The organism is Sphaerotilus sp., assembly GCF_013299175.1.
Taxonomy (GTDB): domain Bacteria; phylum Pseudomonadota; class Gammaproteobacteria; order Burkholderiales; family Burkholderiaceae_C; genus Sphaerotilus.
This window is the reverse complement of record NZ_JAAFKF010000047.1, coordinates 1-19,714: the sequence shown is the minus strand read 5'-3', so window position 1 is coordinate 19,714 and position 19,714 is coordinate 1. Positions and strand designations below refer to the sequence as shown.

Below are 19,714 nucleotides of genomic sequence, written 5' to 3'. Positions count from 1 at the left end.
CTCATCGTAAGTGGGCAAAAATCACATGTCAACGATTTTGCCAACTTTGTCACGTCAATGGCAGCTTTTGTGCGGTTCAATCCCCCCTGATTCAGGGGTTTCAGATGGTTTCATCCCCCTGTAACACGGGAATGCTGCAGGGCGATCGGGGGTTGCGCCGATCTCAGGCGACGCCATCCCCGCCAGCCGAGCAGCGCGCCGAGGACCACCGCGTAGACCAGCACCTCGCCGTAGCGGTGTTTGGAGGCGCGCATCCAGAAGAAGTGCAGCAGCCCCAGGCCCGCGATGGCGTAGACCAGCCGGTGCAGACGCTGCCAGCGTGCCGCCCCCATGGCCTTGATGGCGCGGTTGAACGAGGTCGCCGCCAGCGGGACCAGCAGCACGAAGGCCACAAACCCCACCAACGCAAACGGCCGTTTGCCCAAGTCCTTGGCGACCGCCGCCGGATCGAAGCCCATGTCCAGCCAGGCGTAGGCCAGGAAGTGCAGCACGGCGTAGAAGAACACGTACAGCCCCAGCATCCGGCGCCAGCGGGCCAGCGCGTTCAGCCCGCTCCACTGCCGCAACGGCGTCACGGCCAGCACGATGCACAGGAAACGCAGCGTCCAGGATCCGGTGCCGCGCAGGATGGTTTCCGCCGGATTGGCACCCAGCGTGTTGTGGAAACCACCCCAGACCCAGCCGACCAGCGGCACGAGGCAGAGCAGCCACAGCAAGGGTTTGGCCGCCGGCCGCAACAGCAGCCGGTTCAATGCAGCTCGGTTCATCACGCGCCCCGGTCAGAAGAACTTGTGCAGGTCCATGCCGGCGTAGAGCGACGCGACCTGCGCACCGTAGCCGTTGAACATCAGCGTCGGGCGCTTCTTGGCGAACAGGCCGTCCTCGCCGATGCGGCGCTCGGTGGCCTGGCTCCAGCGCGGGTGATCGACCTCGGGGTTGACGTTGGAGAAGAAGCCGTATTCCTGCTGCGCGGCCTTGTTCCACGCGGTGCCGGGCTGCTTGTCGGTGAAGCGGATCTTGACGATCGACTTGGCGCTCTTGAAGCCGTACTTCCACGGCACCACCAGCCGCACCGGCGCGCCGTTCTGGTTCGGCAGCACCTCGCCGTACATGCCGAACGCGAGCATCGCCAGCGGGTGCATCGCCTCGTCCATGCGCAGCCCTTCGACGTAGGGCCAGTCAAGCACGCGCGAGCCGACCATCGGCATCTGCTTCGGATCCGCCAGCGTCACGAACTCGACGTACTTGGCGTTGCCGGTCGGCTCGACCTTGCGGATCAGCTCCGCCAGCGAGAACCCGACCCACGGGATCACCATCGACCAGCCCTCGACGCAGCGCAGGCGGTAGAGCCGCTCCTCCATCGGCGCGAGCTTGAGCAGCGACTCCAGATCGAGCACGCCGGGTTTTTTCACCTCGCCCTCGATCGCCACGGTCCACGGGCGGGTCTGGAGCTTGCCGGCGTTGCGGGCGGGATCGGCCTTGTCGGTGCCGAACTCGTAGTAGTTGTTGTAGGTGGAGGCGTCGGCGTAGGCGGTGGGCTTGTCCATCGTCATCGCGCCGGGCACTGCGCTGCGGGCGCCGGGCAGGGCCGCGAGCTTGCCGGGTCGTGCAGCCGGGCTGCTGGCGGCCTGTGCCAGCGCGTCACGGGTGGCCCAACTGGCGAGCACGGCGCCGCCGGTGCCGGCAGCGAGTTGCCGCAGCCACTGCCGGCGGCCTTCGTAGACCGCGCGCGGCGTGATCTCGCTGGGGACGGGGTGGAGAAAACCGTGGTCGGGGTGGCGGTGCGGGCGGGTGGACATGGGGCGACTCCTGGGCTGGACAGCGGGGCAACAGTCCCTCAGTCGCAGCAGAAGCCCGGTTTCTTACACCGGATCACCCCCGCCGCCGCACCGGAGTGGGCAGCACGGGCATGGCAACCGTGGGGATCACCGAATCATGGCCCAAGGGCGATTCCGGTGCAGACAGATGGAGGGCATTGCGCTGGAAGCGGTCCCGGAAATTCTTGCGCGCGAACAGCTTCTGCTGCGCCTCGGCGGGCAAGTCGGTGATGCGCAGCACGTTGTGCCCCACCAGCACATCGACCAGATCCTCCAGCACCCGGATCAGCCCGGTGTCCAGGTGCGCGAAGTTGGCGCTCTTCGGGGAGCCGCCCACCACTTGAAGCAGCTCCGGATGCTCCGGCGGCAGGAACTCTGCGCCGGGCACAGCGTCGCGGTGGATGCGGTCGATCTGGCCGCGGGCATCTCGGTGAACGTAGGGCATGGCAGAACCTCTCTGCACTGCCTATCGGCGGCGGGCGCAGAGGCTTGAGCGACTCACAGTTCCCCGTAGGAATGCAGCCCCGACAGGAACATGTTCACCCCCAGGAACGCAAACGTCGTCACCACCAGCCCGACCAGCGCCCACCACGCCGACACCCGGCCACGCAGGCCCTTCATCAGCCGCATGTGCAGCCACGCCGCGTAGTTCAGCCAGACGATCAGCGCCCAGGTTTCCTTCGGATCCCAGCTCCAGTAGCCGCCCCAGGCTTCCGCCGCCCAGAAGGCGCCGAGGATGGTGGCGATCGTGAAGAAGGCAAAGCCCAGGGCGATGGCACGGTACATGACATCGTCGAGCACCTCGGGCGCCGGCGTGCGTGCATTGAGCACCCCGCGCACCGCGATCGTGAACGCGAACAGCGCCACGCAGCCGCCCAGCACCCGCATCGACTTCAGCACCGCCGCCGAGGTCATCGGCGCCAGATCGCCCAGCAGCCAGAAGCCCGCCAGCACCAGCAGCAGCGCGCCCGGCACGCCCACCAGCCCGGTCCACAGCGAGCGCGCCGTCGCCGTCTTGACGAGGTAGGCCAGCGCCACCATCGCCGACAGCGCGAAGGTGCCGTAGCCGACGAAGTTGGCCGGGACGTGGATCTTCATCCACCAGCTCTGCAGGGCGGGCACGAGCGGCTGGATCTGGTCGGCCCCGCGGGACAGCGAATACCACAGCAGGAACCCGACCGCCGCGCTGACGATGAGCATCACGAAGCCGCCCAGCGAACGGGTCTTGTAGTGGCCCTCGATGTGCAGGTAGATCAGCGTGGTCAGCCAGATGAAGAGCACGAACACTTCATAGAGGTTGCTGACCGGGATGTGGCCGATGTCGGGGCCGATCTGGTGGCTCTCGAACCAGCGCACGAAGGTGCCGACCAGCGCCATGAAGACGGCCGACCACGCGAGCCACGAACCGATGCGCTGCGCGGTGTCGCTGCCGCGGCCGATCAGCAGACCGGTCCAGTACGACAGCGTGGACATGAACACCAGCACGCACATCCACATGATCGCGCTCTGGCTGGACAGCAGGTACTTGAGCCAGAACACCTTGTCGGCCGCGGCCAGATCGGCACCAAAGGCATCCGTTTGCCGCAGGTAGAGCGATATTGCCAGCAAGCTCACCGCCCCGACCCCGAGGCTCAGCGCCCGCAGCGGCGCCCAGAACCAGCCCAGCGCGATCAGACCCGGCACCGCGCACAGCAGGATGCCGCGCTCGTAGCCGTCCATCGCACCGCCGTAGCGTTGCCAGACGAAGCCGGCGCCCGCGATCACGAGCAGCGCGAACAGCCAGTCGAAGGCGCTGCGCCGGCTGAGCGGCGACGCCCGGCCGAGGGTCAGGGTGGTGGTCTGGTTCATGGTGTCTGCAGCATCCTGGTTTTCAAGGCGTCGAAATCCTTGTCCGTGTCGAGCGTCTGGCGGGTGGCCGACAGGGCCAGCGTCACGGTGGTGGACGGGGCGTCCGCCGGGCCTGCGATCCAGATCCACAGACGGCGTTCGCGAATGTAGAGCATCGCAAAGACCCCGAGGATCAGGAAGGCACAGCCCAGGTAGACCAGCTTCTGGCCCGGCGCCCGCGTGACCTGGAAGACGCTCGCCTGCACCTGGTCGAAACTGGTCAGCGACAGCAGCAGCGGCGCCGGGTAGGCGAACGAGTCCGACAGCGACAGCACCGCCTGGCCCATGAACCGCTGCGCCTCTTCGCCCGGCGCCAGTGCGGCCAGCCCGGCGCGCTCGCGCACGAGGTTGAGCAGCTCGAACAGCCCGCCGTTGAGGATGCGGATCAGCACCTCGGAGGTGCGGCCACGGTCGGCCTCGGGCACGTTGGTCTCGATGAAGTCCTGCAGCGCCTGCAAGCCCGCGCTCGGGGTGTCCTTGCGCACGACCTCGGCGCCGGCGAACAGCGTCAGCCCGCGCAGCACGGACGCTTCGAGCTGCTGCGCCAGTTCGGGCTTGTCGGCAGGGGCTGACTTGCGCACATAGCGTTTGGCGGCTTCCAGGCGGCTGGCGGGGTCGGCCAGCGCCGCTTTCATGCCCATCCAGTCGTCCAGCGTGCTGCGTTCATCCGCGGGAATGCGCAGGTAGCGGAACGCCTGGTCCGGCGTGTCGCGCACCCCGGCGAGGAAGACCTTCTGGCCGTCCAGCTCGACCGGGATCATGTAGTTGCTGTATTCCCGCGCCTGGCCCGAGGCATCGCGCAGCTTGTAGGTCACGGACGGGCCGACGTTGTGCAGCTTCTTGTCGGCCTTGACGCGCGCGCCGGAGCCGAGGTGTTCGCCCAGCGAGCCGACCAGATCGACCTTGCGCACATCGGCACCAGAGTTCGAGCCGCCCGGGTTCTCGGCGGCGAGGTTCTCGACGTTGATGGTGCGCAGACCCGTGAATTCGAGCTGGAGCTTGTCGGTCTGGGAGGCGGCGTTGGTCAGCGTGGTGCTGCCACCGACTTCGCCGGTGATCTCGAACGGCGCCCCCAGCCGTCCCATCGGGCGGGCCATCAGCGTCAGCTTCGAGCCACCATCCTCGAAGCTGGACTGGTAGATGGCGACGCCCTTGTGGATGAAGGGCTCGTTGACCTTGACCTTGGCCTCGGTGTTCGTGCCGTCCGGGTCGTGGACGATGATGTCGCTGGCGAACAGCTTGGGCATGCCGGTGTCGTAGTACTCGACGACGAACTTCTTCAGCTCGACCTGGAACGGCAGATCCTGCAGCACGATGCCGCTGGTGAGGTTGATCACCGCAGTGCCGGCAACCGCCTTTTCGGGCACATAGAGGTTGGCGCGGAAGGTGGGGTTGGCGGTGGACAGCCGGTGTTCGGGCGCCACGTCCTTGATGAGTCCACCGCCGGCGTAGGTGGACTTGCCCAGCAGCGCCATCTGCGCGTTGACGATCAGGTCGCCGTCCAGCAAGCCGCCGATGCAGATCAGGACGATGGCGCTGTGGGCCGAGATGTAGCCGAGCTTGTTGGCCGCACCCTGGCGCGCGGCGACCATCACGCCACCTTCGCGCACCTGCGCCTTGCCCTTCCAGCCGTCGTTGGCGAGCACTTCGTTGACGCGGGCCAGCGCCTGCGCACGCGACAGCGGCAGCACGCCGTGGCCCTTCAGGTGGAAGGCCAGCAGCGCGGACTCGCGGATGTGTTCCTTGTAGTTGCGCAGGTCGCCGAGGATCTTGGGCGTGTGCCGCGCGACGCACAGGCTGGTCGAGACCACCAGGAACACCAGGATCAGCAGGAACCAGCCCGTGCTGTAGACCGCGTACAGCCCCAGGCGGCCGAACACCTCCGACCAGAAGGGGCCGAACTGGTTGACGTAGTTGACGGGGGACTGCTGCTGCTTGACGACGGTGCCGATCACCGAAGCGATGCAGATGACCGTGAACAGCGCGATGGCGAAACGCATCGATGACAGCAGTTCAACGGTCGCCTGCTTCCAGCGCGAACCCGCCTGGATCTCTGGGCTGGAAGGGGATGCGGACATGGCGGGCGGAATTATGCGAACGAAAGCTGAATGCAGCGTAAAGAAGCAGAAAGGCCGGTCAGGGACCGGCCTTATTGATCTGCATCAACGGCGGTGGCCGTGCAGGCCAGCCGCCGTGGGGATCTCAATGCAGCCCGGCGATGTAGTCGGCGACAGCCTTGATCTCGCGGTCGTTCATCTTGGCAGCGACCCCGGTCATGACCGCGTTGTTCTTGCGGATGCCATCGCGGAAGGCGGTCAACTGCGCAGTGGTGTAGTCGGTGTGCTGACCGGACAGGCGCGGGTACTGGGCGGGGATGCCGGCACCGGTCGGGCTGTGGCAGCCAGCGCAGGCCGGCACCTTGCGGTCGGCGATGCCACCGCGGTAGATCTTCTCGCCCAGCGTGACCAGATCCTTGTTCTTCGCAGCACCCGGCTTGGCTTGCTTGCTCGAATAGAAGGCGGCGACGTTCTTCATGTCCTCGTCGCTCAGGGCGGACGCGAAGCCCTTCATGATGGCGTTGTCGCGCTTGCCGGCCTTGAATTCGGTCAGTTGCTTGACAAGGTATTCCGGGTGCTGGCCTTGCAGGATCGGGTTGGCGGGCGAGCCGCGCGAGCCGTCGGCCGTGTGGCAAGCGCCGCAGACCTGGGTGGAGATGGCCTGGCCCTTGGCCGGATCGACCTTGGCAGCGGCGGGCTGGGACTCGTTGGCGGTGGCAGCCAGCGGGGTGGCCATGGCGGCCGCCGCGAGCAGGGCAAGAAGCGACTTGACGTGCGATTTCATGGTTGAGCGGCGCAGAGGCAGACGTGAAACCTGAAGATTTTACAATGCCGAATGATGACCCCCCCACTAGCCCCTCTCGTCGGTGGCGCCGATGCCACGCGAACCGCCCTCGCCTGGACCCACACGGCCCGCTTTCTGACCACCGCGAGCCGTCTGGACCAGCTCCCGGCGCATGAATTGCCCGAGATCGCCTTCGTCGGCCGGTCCAACGCGGGCAAGTCCACCGCCATCAACACCCTGGCCCAGCAGCGACAGCTCGCCTACGCCTCCAAGACGCCCGGCCGCACGCAGCACATCAACCTGTTCGAGGTCGGCCCCAAGGAGGCCCCGCAGGCGTACTGGGCCGACCTGCCCGGCTACGGCTACGCGGCGGTGGCCAAGGCGGCCAAGGCGCGCTGGCAGGAGGTGATGGCCGACTACCTGCGCGTGCGGCGCAACCTGTCATGCGTGGTGCAGATGGTGGATTCGCGCCACGGCTTCACGGAACTCGACCGGCAGTTGCTGGAGTTCGTGGCCCCTCGGCTGGCCAACGGCGAGGTGCGGCTGCTGGTGCTGCTGACCAAGGCGGACAAGCTCAACCGCAAGGAGGGCGCCGATTCGCTGCGCAAGGCGCGGGCGGTGCTGGCGGCGCTGTCCACGGACCAGTCCGACCTCCGCATCACGCTGTTCTCGTCGCTCAAGCGCCAGGGCGTGGGCGAGGTGGCGGAGATTCTGCAAGGCTGGATGGTTCCGCCCGACACCCCTGTGCCCGACACGGATCCCACCACCACCCCGGACCATGCCCCTGCCGCCTGACCCAGCCCCGGCCGAGCGCCCCGAGCGCCAGCGGCTGCAGATGGCCGACATCGCCCGCATTGCGGGAGTGTCGGTCGCCACCGTCTCGCGGGCGCTCAACGACAGCCCGGAAGTGAGCGTGGCCACGCGCCAGCGCATCTCCGAGCTGGCGCGCTCGCTGAACTACACCATCAACGTCAGTGCCAAGAACCTGCGCCTGCGCCACAACAAGACGGTGGCGGTGGTCATCCCCTACGACCGGCGCTCGCGCCAGCATGTCTCGGACCCGTTCTTCCTGGCCATGCTCGGCAGCCTGGCCGACGCGCTGACCGACCGCGGCTTCGACATGCTGGTGTCGCGGGTGGACGCCGACCGGCTCGAAGGTGCCTCGCAAGCCTGGGACACCGGCACCGCCATGGGCGTGATCCTGATCGGGCAGTGGCACAGCCACGAGCAGATCAACCAGATGGCCGAGCGCGGCGTGCCGCTGGTGGTGTGGGGCGCGCAGATCCCCGTGCAGCGTTACTGCTCCGTCGGCGGCGACAACGCCACCGGCGGCTCGCTGGCCACGCAGCACCTGCTGGAGCGCGGCTGCCAGCGCATCGTCTTCATGGGCGACCCGGACTTGCCGGAAGTCGCCCAGCGCCTGCGCGGCCACCGGCAGGCGCTGTCCGACGCCGGACTCGCGCCAATACCGGCCCTGGCACTGCGCACGCCCTTCGACGCCAGCCAGGCCCGCGCCGACCTGACCCGGCTGATCGAATCCGGCACGGCGTTCGACGCCGTGTTCGCCTGCTCGGACGTGCTGGCGATGGCGGTGGTGCAGGTGCTGCGGGCCCACGGCCGGGACGTGCCGCGCGACGTGGCGGTGGTGGGCTACGACGACATCGAATGGGCCAGCCACGCCTACCCGCCGCTGACCACCGTGCGCCAGCCCGTGGCGATTGCCGGGGTCGAGATTGTCAATGCGCTGCTCGACATCGTGGCCGGTGAAGCCGTGCCGCCCCGCACGCTGGCGGTGGAGCTGGTGGTGCGGCGCAGCTCGCTGCGCTGAGGCCGCGCCCGTCAGGGCCGTCCGAGCATCAGCGACACCCCTGCCCGCCCGCGCGGCGCATAGGTCATCCCCAAGTACAGCGGACCCAGCCCCGTGTCGGCACCGAGAAAGACGCTGCCACCCCAGCGCAGATCCTGCAGGCTGACCGCCCGCGACGACAGCCACGCATTGCCCGCCTCCAGCGTCGCGCCGGCGAACACGCCGCGGGTCAGCACCGGTGCCCGGTTCAGCCGCAGCATCCACGTCAGGCGCCCGAGCAACGCGTCGTTGCCGGCGAGCTGGTCGGTCTCGTAGCCGGAGAGGTTATGGAAGCCGCCCAGCGTGTAGTGGCCGACCTGTCCGGGGGCCTCGCGCTGGCGGGCATGGCGCAGGCGCAGCGTGGTTTCGACCGTCTGGCGCCCGAGGCTCGCCACCTGGGTCACGTCGGCCTCGACACGGTGGAAGGGATCGCTGCTGGTGCTGTCTGCCGTGCCCGAAAGGGTGCGCCGGCCGGCCTGCACGCCCAGCTTGAACCGCCAGCCCTGGCGCGGGAAGCTGGCGTGGTCGAGCTGGTCGATCACCAGGCCGCTGCGCAGCGCCCATTCGCGGCTGCGGCCTGCGGCCAGGGCCGTGGTGTCGGTGGTGCTGGCCGTTGTTTCCGCGTCCAGGCTCAGCAGGTCGCGCACCAGCCCCACCCGCCACTCGCCCAGATCACCCAGCGGCTGGCCGATGTCCAGACCCACCCGGATCTGCCCGCGCACCTGCCGCCCCAGCACGGTCAGCGCCCGCGCACTCTCGTCGGGCTGCAGCGGCTGGTAGGTGGTGAGGCGGCGGCGCTCGATGTCGGACCAGACGGCGAGGAACCCGTCGCTCGCCGGCCCGCTGCCCGCCCCCAGCGGCACGTACAGCTCGCTGAACCAGCGCGGCACCGAGCCGATCTGCACGCGGTTGCGCCACTCGCTGCCGCTGTCGTCCAGCCAGTGGCGGTTGTGGCTGAGCTTGACGTTGAACTCGCCACGGCCGGCGAAATCGCTCTGCACGTCCAGCCCGAGCCGGAAGTAGTGCGGACCCCAGGGCTTTTCCTCGACCCGGTAGACCAGACCGGTGCCGGCCGGCAGGTCTTCGACGCGGTAATCCACATGCAGGTAATCGCCGCTGGCGGCCAGCGTGCGGCTGTCGCGCTCGGCCCGCTCGACCGAGAACGGCTGTCCCGGCTGCACCGCCAGCACGCCGCGCAGGCGCTCCGGCTCGGTGATGTCCTGCCCCTCGAAGCGCACCGAGGCGATGGGCTGTGGCGGGTCTTCCGGGCGCTGCTGGCCGCGGCGCATCGCCTGCCAGTCGGTCTCGCCCAGCCGCAGCGCCGCCAGTTGCGGCAACAGCCCCTCGGTGTGGCGCTCGCCCGCCGCCACCAGATCGGCGGCGCGGTCGAAGTCTCCCGAGGTCAGCCGGCCCAGCGGCGGCGCGATGAGCACGTCATGGGCCGGATCGAGCGTGGCGATCGAGCGTTGCACGTTCTGCTCGGTGAGGATGTTGACCATCTGCGAGGTCAGCCCGAGCACCGTGCCCAGGCTGTCGCGCCCGGCCAGCGGGGTGCCGATGTTGACGGCGATGACCACATCGACGCCCATCGTCCGCACGACATCCACCGGCAGGTTGTTGACCAGGCCGCCGTCGCCCAGGATGCGGTGGTCCACCTCGGTGGGCGGGAACACGCCCGGCACCGACATGCTCGCCCGCAGCGCCTGCGCCAGATCGCCCTGCCGGAACACCACCGCCTCGCCGGACTCCATGTCCGTGGCCACGGCGCGAAAGGCGATCGGCAGCGCGTCGAAGCTCGCCACCTGGCGCACCGGCAGCGTGTAGCGGCGCAGCAGCAGCTCCAGCCCCCGGCTCGACACCGACCCGATCGGCAGCATCAGCTCGCCCGAGACGCGGCCGATGCCCACCTCCAGCGCGGGCGAGATCTCGAAATCCTCTTCCTTGCGGCGCTCGCTCAGGGTCTCGCGGGGCAGGCGGTTGGCGAACAGCGTGGTCCAGTCCAGCGCCAGCAGCTCGCGCTCCAGCTCGTCGGCGCGCAGGCCGCTGGCGTACAGGCCGCCGATGATGGCGCCCATCGAGGTGCCGGCGATGGCGTCGATGGGGATGTGCGCGCGCTCCAGCACCTTGAGCACACCGACATGCGCCAGCCCGCGTGCCCCGCCGCCGGAGAGCACGAGTCCGATGCGGGGGCGGCCCAGGCTCGGACCGACCTCGACCGCCGCGGCCCGCTCGGGCGGCACGAGACCCCCCGTGACCACACAGAAGCTGAACAGCAAGGAAGACCATGGACCACGCATGGGGCGGATTGTGCGGCCCGCTCCTAGAATCCGCGCCCAACACGACCCACTACAACCCAACACAACTCTGCACCGGACATGCCATGACCTTGCCTGCGCCCTGCCCCACCGGCACCCTGCCGGACACCTGTGATGTGCTCGTCATCGGCGCTGGCCCGTCGGGCAGTGCCTGCGCGGCCACGCTGGCGGCGGCGGGCTGGTCGGTCTGTCTGGTGGACCAGCAAGACTTTCCCCGCGACAAGGTCTGTGGCGACGGCCTGATCCCGGATGCCCACGCCGCGCTGCGGCGCCTGGGGGTCCACGACGAGGTGATGGCGCATGCCGAACACGTCGGCCATGTGCGCTGCGTGGCGCCGCGGGGCGGGCAGGTGGACGTGCCGGGATCGCTGGCGGTGCTGCCGCGGCGGGTGCTGGATTTCCTGCTGGTGCAGCACGCGCAGCGCCAGGGCGTGCGGCTGGTGACCCCCGTGAAGTTCGACGCGGTGGTCGAGGAAAACGGCCGGGTCGTCGGCGCCCGGCTGCGCCAGGGCGATGCACGGCCGGAGGTGCGGGCACGCTGGGTGGTGCTGGCGACCGGTGCGGGCGTGCAGCCGCTGGTCGCCACGGGACTGTGTACCCGGCGCACGCCCAGTGGCATCGCGCTGCGCGGCTACGTGCGCAACCCGTCGCTGGCGGGGCGCCAGACCACGATGGATGTCGTCTGGGACAAGGCGCTGCGGCCGGGCTACGGCTGGATCTTTCCGTGTGGCGACGACACCTACAACATCGGCGTCGGTGCCTTCTTCCAGCGCGGACAGGCGGCGGACGCCAACCTGCGCCAGATGTTCGACGACTTCACCCGCGTCTACGCCCCGGCCCGCGCGCTGATGGACGGCGGCACGCTGCAAGGCGAGCTGAAAGGTGCCCCGCTGCGCTGCACGCTCGACGGCGCCGCCAGCGGCCGACCGGGCTTGATTGCCACGGGCGAGACGCTCGGCTCGACCTATGACTTCACCGGCGAAGGCATCGGCAAGGCGCTGGAAACCGGGCTGATGGCTGCCGATGCCCTCCTCCAGGGCGCCCGCGAAGGACTGGACGAAGCGGCGGTGCGGCAGCACTACGACATGCAGCTCGCCACGCTGCGCCCCAAGTTCGCGCTCTACGAGAAGGCCAACAGCGTCAACCGCCACCCCTGGCTGGCCGATCTGGTGGTCTGGCGGGCGCGGCACAGCGCCTCGCTGCGCCGGCGCATGGGCGGCGTGCTCAACGAGACCTCGAATCCGGGGCACCTGCTCTCGCTGCGCGGGGTGCTGCGGCTGCTGACGGATTGAGCGGTTTCGGTTTCAGCTTCAGCTTCAGTCGGGCCGTGCGCTGCCGATAGCGTTCGAAGGCGCCGCCACTGCCCTGGCGCCCGCACCGATGAAGCGCCCGCCTCGACCGCCAGCCAACACCACTGCCACGCCCGACATGCCCACCACCGGGGCCGGCGCGGCTGCGGACGCCGCTGCCACCTGGGACACCCTGCTGCTGCTGAGCCACTACCAGCACACGCCGCAAGCCGTCCTCTCGGGCATGGCCCTGTCGGTGCTGATCACGGCGGTGTTGTGGCAGGCCGTTGCGCACACCGTGCTGCTGCCGTGGCTGGCATGCGTCGAGACGCTGATGGGGATGCGCCTGCTCGTGGCGCGCTACTTCCTGCGGGGTGGCGGGCAGACACAGTGGTCCCGGCAACGCTGGTTCTGGTTGACCCAAGGCCAGACGGCCTTGAGCGGGTTGGGCTGGGGCACGCTGGGACTGTTCTACGCCTTGACCGACGACCCCGTGTCGCGCACTGCCGTGGTGATGACGCTCATGGGCGCTTGCGCGGGCAGTGCGGCGCTGATCGGCTCCATCCAGGGCACGCTGAGCATCTTCGGGGTGCTGGCGATGGGACCACTGGTGGCCGTGCTGCTGAGCCGGGGCGCGCTGGCGCACACCTACATGGGGCTGGCGTTGATGTACTACGTCTACCTCGTGATGGTCAAAGGCCCGTCCCGCATCAGCCGCGCAATGGCGTCGCAGCACGCCGACCGCTGCGACCGTGACCGGCTCGTTGCCCGGCTGGAAGACGCCGAGCGCGTCGGCCAGATGGGCCACCTGATCTGGGACCGCTCCACCAGAATCACCACGCTGTCGGCCGAGGCGCAGCGCCAGTTCGGCCTCGCCCAGGCCATGGTGCCCCATGTCCGCATGGTCTGGAACCGCGTGGTGGCGTCCGACCGCGCACGGGTGCTGCAGCTCTCGGCCGAAGCCGTGCGCCAGCAACTGCAGGAGCTGCGCTTCGACACCACGATCCACGGCCCGTTCGGACTGCACGACCTGCGCGTGGTGCAGCGGTTCGACTACGACACACGTGGTCTGGTCGCGCAGACGATGACCACCACCCAGGACATCACCGAGCTGAAGGCCACCCAGCGCGAGCTGCACACGCTGGCCTTCCAGGACGTGCTGACCGGACTGGTCAACCGCGCCGGCTTCACGCAGCGGCTGCACGAGCGGCCCGTGCAGGCCGTGCTCATGCTCGACCTGGACCACTTCAAGTACGTCAACGACACCCTCGGCCACGCCACCGGCGACCGGCTGCTGGTGATGATGGCGCAGCGCCTGGGCACCTGCCTGCGCAGCCAGGACACGGTGGCACGGCTCGGAGGCGACGAGTTCGCCGTGCTGATCCACGACGCGGTGGACCACGAACAGCTCGACCGCATCGCACGCCGGCTGGTCGAGGCGCTCTCGGCCCCCTGCCGAATCGATGACCACGACATCTTCGTCTCGGCCAGCGTCGGCATCGCCGTGCGCGGCTGCGGTGACTTGGACACCAGTGCCACCGACCCCGACACCCTGATGCAGCAGGCCGACACCGCACTGTTCGCCGCCAAGGCCAGCGGACGCTCGCGCCACCAGTTCCACTCCGAAGACCTCAGTCAGCGCACCCGCGACCGGGTCACGATGGAGGCGGACCTGCGCCGCGGCCTGTCCGAGCGGCAATTCAGTGTCCATTTCCAGCCCAAGGTCGCGCTGGCCGACGGCCGCATCGTCGGCGCCGAGGCCCTGCTGCGCTGGCACCACCCGGAGCGCGGCCACGTCTCGCCCGAGGACTTCATCCCGGTGGCCGAGGACAGCGGCCTCATCGTGGCCATCGGTGCCTGGGTGCTGCGCGACGCCTGCGCAGCGGCGGCCGACTGGAACCGGGCGCGGGCCGCGGACCAGCCGCCACTGTGCATCGCGGTCAACCTCTCGCCGCGCCAGTTCCTCAACCACGACCTGATCGGCACCGTCACCACCGCCCTGGCCCGCACCGGCTGCCGCCCCGAGTGGATCGAGCTGGAGATCACCGAGCGGCTGCTGCTCGACGAACGCGGACAGGCCGGCGAGACGCTCGACGGCCTGCGCGCCATGGGCCTGACGCTGGCGATCGACGATTTCGGCACCGGCCACTCCGCGCTGAGCTACCTGACCAAGTACCCGATCAGCACGCTGAAGATCGACAAGTCCTTCATGCGCGACATCACCACCCGCCGCGACAAGGCCGGCGTCGTGCGCGCCATCATCTCGATGGGCCACAGCCTGCAGCTCGGGCTGGTGGCCGAAGGGGTGGAAACCGAGGAACAGGCGTGCTTCCTGCGCGAGCAGGGCTGCGAGCTGGCGCAGGGCTGGCTCTACGGCCGCCCCATGCCGCGCCTGGACTTCACCGCCTTGCTGCTCGCCCGCGCCGCGCCCGCGCACATGCCGACCACCTGAGCGCGCGCAGGCCGCACGCAGGCCGCAAAAACACGCGGGCCGCATGGTAGTGTCTCGCCCCATGTGTCAGTTGCTCGGCCTCAACGCCAACACCCCGACCGATCTGGTCTTCAGCTTCACCGGTTTCGCCCACCGCGCCGTGCAGCACAAGGACGGTTTCGGCATCGCGTTCTTCGAAGGCCCCGGCGTGCGGCTGTTCGTGGACCACCTGAGTGCGGCCGAATCCCCCGTGGCCGACATGCTCCGCCGCTACCCGATCCGCAGCCGCCACATCGTCACCCACATCCGCCAGGCCACCCAGGGCCGTGTCGCGCTGGAGAACACCCACCCCTTCATGCGCGAACTCTGGGGTCGCTACTGGGTCTTCGCGCACAACGGCAACCTGGTCGATTTCCAGCCCAAGCTGCACGCGAACTTCCATCCGGTGGGTGACACCGACAGCGAGCGCGCCTTCTGCTGGCTGCTGCAGGAGCTGGCCAAGAACCATGCCCGCATGCCCAGCATCCCCGACCTGACGCAGACGCTGGCCGAACTGGTCCCCCAGATCGCCCGCCACGGCACCTTCAATTTCCTGCTCAGCCAGGGCGAGGCACTCTGGGCGCACTGCTCGACCAAGCTGCACTACGTCCAGCGCCACCACCCCTTCCCGTGTGCGCAGTTGCAGGACGCCGACCTGACCGTGGACTTCGCCGATCTGACGACGCCGCAGGACCGCGTCGCCATCGTCGTCACCGAACCGCTGACCTGCAACGAGGACTGGACCGCCCTGCAGCCGGGCGAGCTGGCCGTGTTTGTCGATGGAGACCGCCTCTGATGGGTGCCTACCTGCTCCGCCGCCTCTGGCAGATGGTGCCGACGCTCGTCGGCGTCGTGCTGCTGGTGTTCTTCCTGTTCAAGTCCTTCGGGGGCGATCCGGCCGAAATCCTCGCTGGCCTGAACGCCTCCACCGCGCAGGTGGACCAGATCCGCGAGCAACTCGGCCTGAACAAGCCGGTCTGGGAGCAGCTCTGGATCTTCGTGCAGCAGATCCTGCGCTTTGACTGGGGCAAGAGCTGGGCGACCAACGAAGCGGTGTCCAGCCTGTTCGCCTCGCGCTTGCCGGCGACGCTGACGGTGATGACGCCGATCCTGGTGCTGGACGCCGTGCTGGCGATCCCGTTCGCGCTGGCGGTGGCGGCGGTGCGCGGCTCGCTGACCGACCGGATGATCATGGTGGCGACGACGCTGGCGCTGTCGATCAGCTTCCTCGTCTACGTCATCGTCGGGCAGTGGCTGTTCGCGTTCCAGCTCGGCTGGTTTCCGGTGCAGGGCTGGACCCGCAGCGTCTGGACCAACCTCACCACCTACGCGCCGCTGCCGGTGCTGCTGGCGGTGATGGTCGGGATCTCGCCGCAGATGCGCCTGTACCGCAGCTTCTTCCTGGACGAGATCGGCCACGACTACGTCCGCACCGCACGCGCCAAGGGCCTGAGCGAACCGGCGGTCCTGCTCAAGCACGTCCTGCGCAACGCCCTCATCCCCATCCTCACCAACGTCTCGATGCAGTTGCCCGGCATCTTCATCGGCTCCTTCCTGATCGAGGTGTTCTTCTCCATCCCCGGCCTGGGGCGCGAGGTGTGGATGGCGGTCAACCGCAGCGACTACCCCGTCATCCAGGCGGTGACGGTCTATCTGGCGGTGATCACCATGGCCATCAACCTCCTGACTGACCTGCTGTACCAGGCGGTCGATCCGCGGGTGACGCTGAAATGATGGCCGTGACAAGCTCCGTGCAACGTTCCGAAGGCGTCTGGTCCCTGGCCTGGAAGCGGCTGCAAGGCGACCGCGTCGGGCTGGTGTCGATGGCGATCGTCGCGCTGTTCGTGCTGCTGGTGCTGGCTGCGGCGGGCGGACTGGTCGCGGGGAACTGGCAGGCCGAGCGCGGCGTGTCCTACGCGCCGCCCACGCTGCTCGGCCCCGCGCCGGAGTTCGCCGCGATGCCCGGCATGGCCGCCTCCGCTGCATCCGGCCCCGTGCAGCCGCTGCTCGACCTGATCTCGGTGGACCCGCTCGCCCCGCGCTACGCCGAGTGGGACGCCGCCACGAAGAAGCAGTCCATCGAGACCGTCACACAGTCGCTCACCCTGCCCTTCGGCGGCGACCGGCTCGGCCGCAGCGTGCTCGACAAGGCGATCAAAGGCTCGCAGATCTCGATCCTGGTCGGCGTGCTGGCCGCCGTGGTCGCGGCGGTGATCGGCACGGTGCTGGGGGCCTTTGGTGGCTTCTTCGGCGGACGTGTCGGCGACCTGCTGGAGTGGGTCTACAACGTCTTCACCTCCATCCCCGGCATCCTGCTCATCCTCGCGTTTGCCGCGGTGCTCGGACGCGGTGTCACCAGCGTGGTGCTGATCCTCGGCCTGACCGGCTGGACTGGCATCTACCGGCTGGTGCGCGCCGAGTTCATGAAACACGCCGGGCGCGACTACGTGCGCGCCGCCGAGGCGATCGGCGCCAGTCCGCTGCAGCGCATGTTCCGCCACATCCTGCCCAACGTCAGCCACATCGTGCTGGTGCAGCTCTCGATCCACGTCGTCGGCTTCATCAAGTACGAGGTGATCCTGTCCTACCTGGGCCTGGGCGTGAGCGTCGATCAGGTGAGCTGGGGCACGATGCTGGCCGAGGCGCAGAGCGAGCTGATCCTGGGCTACTGGTGGCAGCTCGCCACGGCCACGCTGTTCATGGCGCTGTTCGTGACGGCGTTTTCGCTGATGACGGACGCACTGCGCGACGCGCTCGACCCGAAGCTGCGCGGGCTGGAGGACTGACGCGATGACGAATTCGACTCTCCCGCCGCTGCTGCGCATCGACGATCTGCGCGTGCGTTTTCGCCTTGGCCGAGAACAGGGTCAGGTGCGCTGGGACCGTGCGGTCGGCAGCGACACGGCAGGCACCGGGGTCAGCTTCGACATCCCCGAGAACACGACCGTCGCCCTGGTCGGCGAATCCGGCTCGGGCAAGAGCGTCACGGCGATGTCCATCGTCAACCTGCTGCCCGACAACGCCGAGCGCACGGGCCGCATCCTCTTCGACGGCCGCGACCTGCTGCAAGCCTCGCCGGCCGCGTTGCGTGCGCTGCGGGGCCGCGCCATCGCCTGCGTGTTCCAGGATCCGATGGGCTCGCTCAACCCGGTCTTCACCGTCGGCGCGCAGATCGCCGAGCCGCTGCGGCTGCACCTCGGCCTGGGCCGCCGCGCCGCGCTGGCCCGTGCGGAAGAGCTGCTGGCGGAAGTCGGCCTGCCCGAGCCGAAACGGCGCCTGTCCGCCTATCCGCACGAACTGTCCGGCGGGCAGCAGCAGCGGGTGATGATCGCGATGGCGCTGGCCTGCGAACCGCGCCTGCTGATCGCCGACGAGCCGACCACGGCGCTGGACGTGACCGTGCAGCGCCAGATCCTCGAACTGCTCGCCCGCATCAAGGCCGAGCGGCACATGAGCATGCTGTTCATCAGCCATGACCTCGGGGTCGTCGGGGAGATTGCCGATCAGGTGGTGGTGCTGCGCGACGGCCAGATCCGCGAACACCGCCCGGTCGCCGACCTCTTCACCGCACCGCGGGACGCCTACACCCGCGCCTTGCTGGCGAGCCGACCACGGCTGGACGACCCGCTGCCCGTCCGACCATGCGACCCCGACGCGCCGGTGCTGCTCGAAGCGCGCGGGCTGTGCAAGTCCTTCCCGATCCGCGAGGGGCTGTTTCGCACGCGCGCGTTCAAGGCGGTGCAGGACGTGGGCTTCACGCTGCGGCGCGGGCACACGCTGGGCGTCGTCGGCGAATCCGGCTCGGGCAAGACGACGATGGGGCTGACGCTGCTGCGGCTGCACGAGGCCACCGCGGGTCAGGTGCTGTTCGACGGCCGTGACCTGTTCGCGCTGCAGGGGCCGGAGCGGCAGGCGCTGCGCCGGCGCATCCAGATCGTGTTCCAGAACCCGTATGCGTCGCTGAATCCCCGCTTCACCATCGGCCAGACGCTGCTGGAGCCGATGCAGATCCACGCCATCGGGCGCGACGACACCGACCGCCGGGCGCAGGCGCTGGCGCTGCTGGAGCGCGTCGGGCTGGACGCGACCGCCTTCGGCAAGTACCCGCACGAGTTCTCCGGCGGCCAGCGCCAGCGCATCGCCATCGCGCGGGCGCTGACCTTGTCGCCTGAGGTGCTGGTGCTCGACGAGGCGGTGTCGGCGCTCGATGTGTCGGTGCAGGCGCAGGTGCTCGCGCTGCTGCGGGCGCTGCAGGACGAACTCGGGCTGGCCTACGTCTTCATCAGCCACGACCTGGCGGTGGTGCGCAGCATGGCCGACGAGGTGCTGGTGATGAAGGACGGCTGCGTGGTCGAGCGCGCCGATGCGCAGACGCTGCTGGCCGCGCCGCGCGAGGACTACACGCGCCGGCTGCTGGCGGCCGTGCCACGGGGCTATGTGCAGGCTGCAGCGGCGCCCGAAGAGCAGGCGGCGAGCCGCAATAGCGACTCCATCACCCCCGTGTTCACGGGATAGACCCGTCCCCGGCCTTGCGAAGATTCCAGCACCGAATCAACGCTGCCGAGCATTGCCATGAGACCTCGCTGGATTGACTGGCTGGCCGCCGCCGCCATCGCTCTCACCCTGAGCGCGGGTGCCGCCGCCACAGTGGTCGATGACCTGCCCCGGCTCACGCACAGCCGCTGAGTGCTGTCCGTGCGCGCTCCGCGCGCGAAACCATCAAGTACCTCGTGTGCATTAGTGCGCAAGTACAGCCCCCAACTTGCAACAGCCCGGAAAAACCCACAGAGACTCCGTTTAGTCTGGTGTATCCACACAACCGGAGACTGCCATGAAGTTTCGCTGGTCTGAATGGCTCACCGCCGCCGCGCTGGTCTTGACCTTGAGTGCATTTGCCGCCGCTGAAGCGGCCGAACAGGGCCAGGTCGCCGCTGACGTGCGCTGACCGGGGCGAACCGTGCAGGGTGCCGCACTGGCCGAGATGACAAGCACGCCGCACCGGTTCATCATGGAATCTTCTCGTGTGACTCCTCCTCAGAGAAGCCTTCGGGACTGGGTTCAGTCTCAAGTCCCAGGGAGGCGGGCGTTCCGGGCTTTTGAGAGCGAGCCCCCGGAGTCGCGTCCCGCCTCCCTTCTTTTTTCTCCTTTGACATCCTCCCCGCCCTAAAGGACGGGGATTCCTCCTGCGAGACGCGCATGTCCGCGCGCGGCGATGTTCCTGGCGGCGTTCACGTCGCGGTGGTGTTCCG

General features: G+C 68.9%; 15 protein-coding genes. 8 read left to right on the top strand and 7 right to left on the bottom strand.

Annotation, left to right across the window (positions count from 1 at the left end; genetic code table 11):
• Window positions 1–110: 110 nt before the first annotated feature.
• The 6 genes from QZW52_RS10025 to QZW52_RS10000 all read right to left on the bottom strand — a co-directional run bounded on the left by QZW52_RS10025 (window position 111) and on the right by QZW52_RS10000 (window position 6,545).
• Window positions 111–767, bottom strand: a complete 657-nt coding sequence (locus tag QZW52_RS10025) for a protein-methionine-sulfoxide reductase heme-binding subunit MsrQ (protein ID WP_293998061.1) — start codon at window positions 765–767, stop codon at window positions 111–113.
• 12 nt (window positions 768–779) lie between these two features.
• Window positions 780–1,799, bottom strand: a complete 1,020-nt coding sequence (gene msrP / locus QZW52_RS10020; protein ID WP_293998058.1) for a protein-methionine-sulfoxide reductase catalytic subunit MsrP — start codon at window positions 1,797–1,799, stop codon at window positions 780–782.
• 73 nt (window positions 1,800–1,872) lie between these two features.
• The gene (locus QZW52_RS10015; RefSeq protein ID WP_293998055.1) at window positions 1,873–2,262 is read right to left on the bottom strand and encodes a hypothetical protein; all 390 of its coding nucleotides are present in this window, start codon (window positions 2,260–2,262) and stop codon (window positions 1,873–1,875) included.
• 53 nt (window positions 2,263–2,315) lie between these two features.
• On the bottom strand, window positions 2,316–3,665 hold the full coding sequence (gene ccsB / locus QZW52_RS10010; protein WP_293998052.1) for a c-type cytochrome biogenesis protein CcsB: 1,350 nt from the start codon (window positions 3,663–3,665) through the stop codon (window positions 2,316–2,318).
• The gene (locus tag QZW52_RS10005; RefSeq protein ID WP_293998049.1) at window positions 3,662–5,782 is read right to left on the bottom strand and encodes a cytochrome c biogenesis protein ResB; all 2,121 of its coding nucleotides are present in this window, start codon (window positions 5,780–5,782) and stop codon (window positions 3,662–3,664) included. Before QZW52_RS10005 ends, ccsB begins: the two co-directional genes overlap by 4 nt.
• Before the next feature lie 124 nt (window positions 5,783–5,906).
• On the bottom strand, window positions 5,907–6,545 hold the full coding sequence (locus QZW52_RS10000) for a c-type cytochrome (RefSeq protein ID WP_293998047.1): 639 nt from the start codon (window positions 6,543–6,545) through the stop codon (window positions 5,907–5,909).
• A gap of 51 nt (window positions 6,546–6,596) precedes the next feature.
• On the opposite strand from QZW52_RS10000, the gene yihA reads away from it, so the two are divergent.
• Window positions 6,597–7,340, top strand: coding sequence for a ribosome biogenesis GTP-binding protein YihA/YsxC (gene yihA, locus QZW52_RS09995; RefSeq protein WP_293998045.1), 744 nt, complete (start codon window positions 6,597–6,599; stop codon window positions 7,338–7,340).
• Window positions 7,324–8,373 (top strand): LacI family DNA-binding transcriptional regulator, encoded by a 1,050-nt coding sequence (locus tag QZW52_RS09990; RefSeq protein WP_293998043.1) that lies wholly within the window; start codon window positions 7,324–7,326, stop codon window positions 8,371–8,373. The genes yihA and QZW52_RS09990 overlap by 17 nt, the downstream gene beginning before the upstream one ends.
• An 11-nt stretch (window positions 8,374–8,384) precedes the next feature.
• On the opposite strand, the gene QZW52_RS09985 is transcribed toward QZW52_RS09990, so the two are convergent.
• Entirely contained in the window at window positions 8,385–10,688 is a 2,304-nt protein-coding gene (locus tag QZW52_RS09985) for a patatin-like phospholipase family protein (protein ID WP_293998040.1), read from the bottom strand.
• 83 nt (window positions 10,689–10,771) lie between these two features.
• Between QZW52_RS09985 and QZW52_RS09980 the strand changes: the two genes are divergently transcribed.
• From QZW52_RS09980 to QZW52_RS09955, 6 genes are all read left to right on the top strand, one after another.
• The gene (locus QZW52_RS09980) at window positions 10,772–11,998 is read left to right on the top strand and encodes an NAD(P)/FAD-dependent oxidoreductase (RefSeq protein WP_293998037.1); all 1,227 of its coding nucleotides are present in this window, start codon (window positions 10,772–10,774) and stop codon (window positions 11,996–11,998) included.
• A gap of 88 nt (window positions 11,999–12,086) precedes the next feature.
• The gene (locus tag QZW52_RS09975; RefSeq protein WP_293998035.1) at window positions 12,087–14,447 is read left to right on the top strand and encodes a putative bifunctional diguanylate cyclase/phosphodiesterase; all 2,361 of its coding nucleotides are present in this window, start codon (window positions 12,087–12,089) and stop codon (window positions 14,445–14,447) included.
• Between the two features lie 61 nt (window positions 14,448–14,508).
• Window positions 14,509–15,261 (top strand): class II glutamine amidotransferase, encoded by a 753-nt coding sequence (locus tag QZW52_RS09970; protein ID WP_293998032.1) that lies wholly within the window; start codon window positions 14,509–14,511, stop codon window positions 15,259–15,261.
• Window positions 15,261–16,199 (top strand): ABC transporter permease, encoded by a 939-nt coding sequence (locus QZW52_RS09965; protein ID WP_293998029.1) that lies wholly within the window; start codon window positions 15,261–15,263, stop codon window positions 16,197–16,199. The genes QZW52_RS09970 and QZW52_RS09965 overlap by 1 nt, the downstream gene beginning before the upstream one ends.
• Window positions 16,196–17,251, top strand: a complete 1,056-nt coding sequence (locus QZW52_RS09960) for an ABC transporter permease (RefSeq protein WP_293998026.1) — start codon at window positions 16,196–16,198, stop codon at window positions 17,249–17,251. The genes QZW52_RS09965 and QZW52_RS09960 overlap by 4 nt, the downstream gene beginning before the upstream one ends.
• A gap of 4 nt (window positions 17,252–17,255) precedes the next feature.
• Window positions 17,256–18,980 (top strand): ABC transporter ATP-binding protein, encoded by a 1,725-nt coding sequence (locus QZW52_RS09955; RefSeq protein ID WP_293998023.1) that lies wholly within the window; start codon window positions 17,256–17,258, stop codon window positions 18,978–18,980.
• The last annotated feature ends 734 nt before the right edge of the window (window positions 18,981–19,714 follow it).

Coding starts and splice junctions, on each gene's coding strand:
- QZW52_RS09990 (WP_293998043.1), top strand. CDS start 7,324: ATGCCCCTGCCGCCTGACCCAGCCCCGGCCGAGCGCCCCGAGCGCCAG.
- QZW52_RS09970 (WP_293998032.1), top strand. CDS start 14,509: ATGTGTCAGTTGCTCGGCCTCAACGCCAACACCCCGACCGATCTGGTC.
- yihA (WP_293998045.1), top strand. CDS start 6,597: ATGATGACCCCCCCACTAGCCCCTCTCGTCGGTGGCGCCGATGCCACG.
- QZW52_RS10000 (WP_293998047.1), bottom strand. CDS start 6,545: ATGAAATCGCACGTCAAGTCGCTTCTTGCCCTGCTCGCGGCGGCCGCC.
- QZW52_RS09955 (WP_293998023.1), top strand. CDS start 17,256: ATGACGAATTCGACTCTCCCGCCGCTGCTGCGCATCGACGATCTGCGC.
- msrP (WP_293998058.1), bottom strand. CDS start 1,799: ATGTCCACCCGCCCGCACCGCCACCCCGACCACGGTTTTCTCCACCCC.
- QZW52_RS09980 (WP_293998037.1), top strand. CDS start 10,772: ATGACCTTGCCTGCGCCCTGCCCCACCGGCACCCTGCCGGACACCTGT.
- QZW52_RS09985 (WP_293998040.1), bottom strand. CDS start 10,688: ATGCGTGGTCCATGGTCTTCCTTGCTGTTCAGCTTCTGTGTGGTCACG.
- QZW52_RS10015 (WP_293998055.1), bottom strand. CDS start 2,262: ATGCCCTACGTTCACCGAGATGCCCGCGGCCAGATCGACCGCATCCAC.
- QZW52_RS09975 (WP_293998035.1), top strand. CDS start 12,087: ATGAAGCGCCCGCCTCGACCGCCAGCCAACACCACTGCCACGCCCGAC.
- ccsB (WP_293998052.1), bottom strand. CDS start 3,665: ATGAACCAGACCACCACCCTGACCCTCGGCCGGGCGTCGCCGCTCAGC.
- QZW52_RS10005 (WP_293998049.1), bottom strand. CDS start 5,782: ATGTCCGCATCCCCTTCCAGCCCAGAGATCCAGGCGGGTTCGCGCTGG.
- QZW52_RS09965 (WP_293998029.1), top strand. CDS start 15,261: ATGGGTGCCTACCTGCTCCGCCGCCTCTGGCAGATGGTGCCGACGCTC.
- QZW52_RS10025 (WP_293998061.1), bottom strand. CDS start 767: ATGAACCGAGCTGCATTGAACCGGCTGCTGTTGCGGCCGGCGGCCAAA.
- QZW52_RS09960 (WP_293998026.1), top strand. CDS start 16,196: ATGATGGCCGTGACAAGCTCCGTGCAACGTTCCGAAGGCGTCTGGTCC.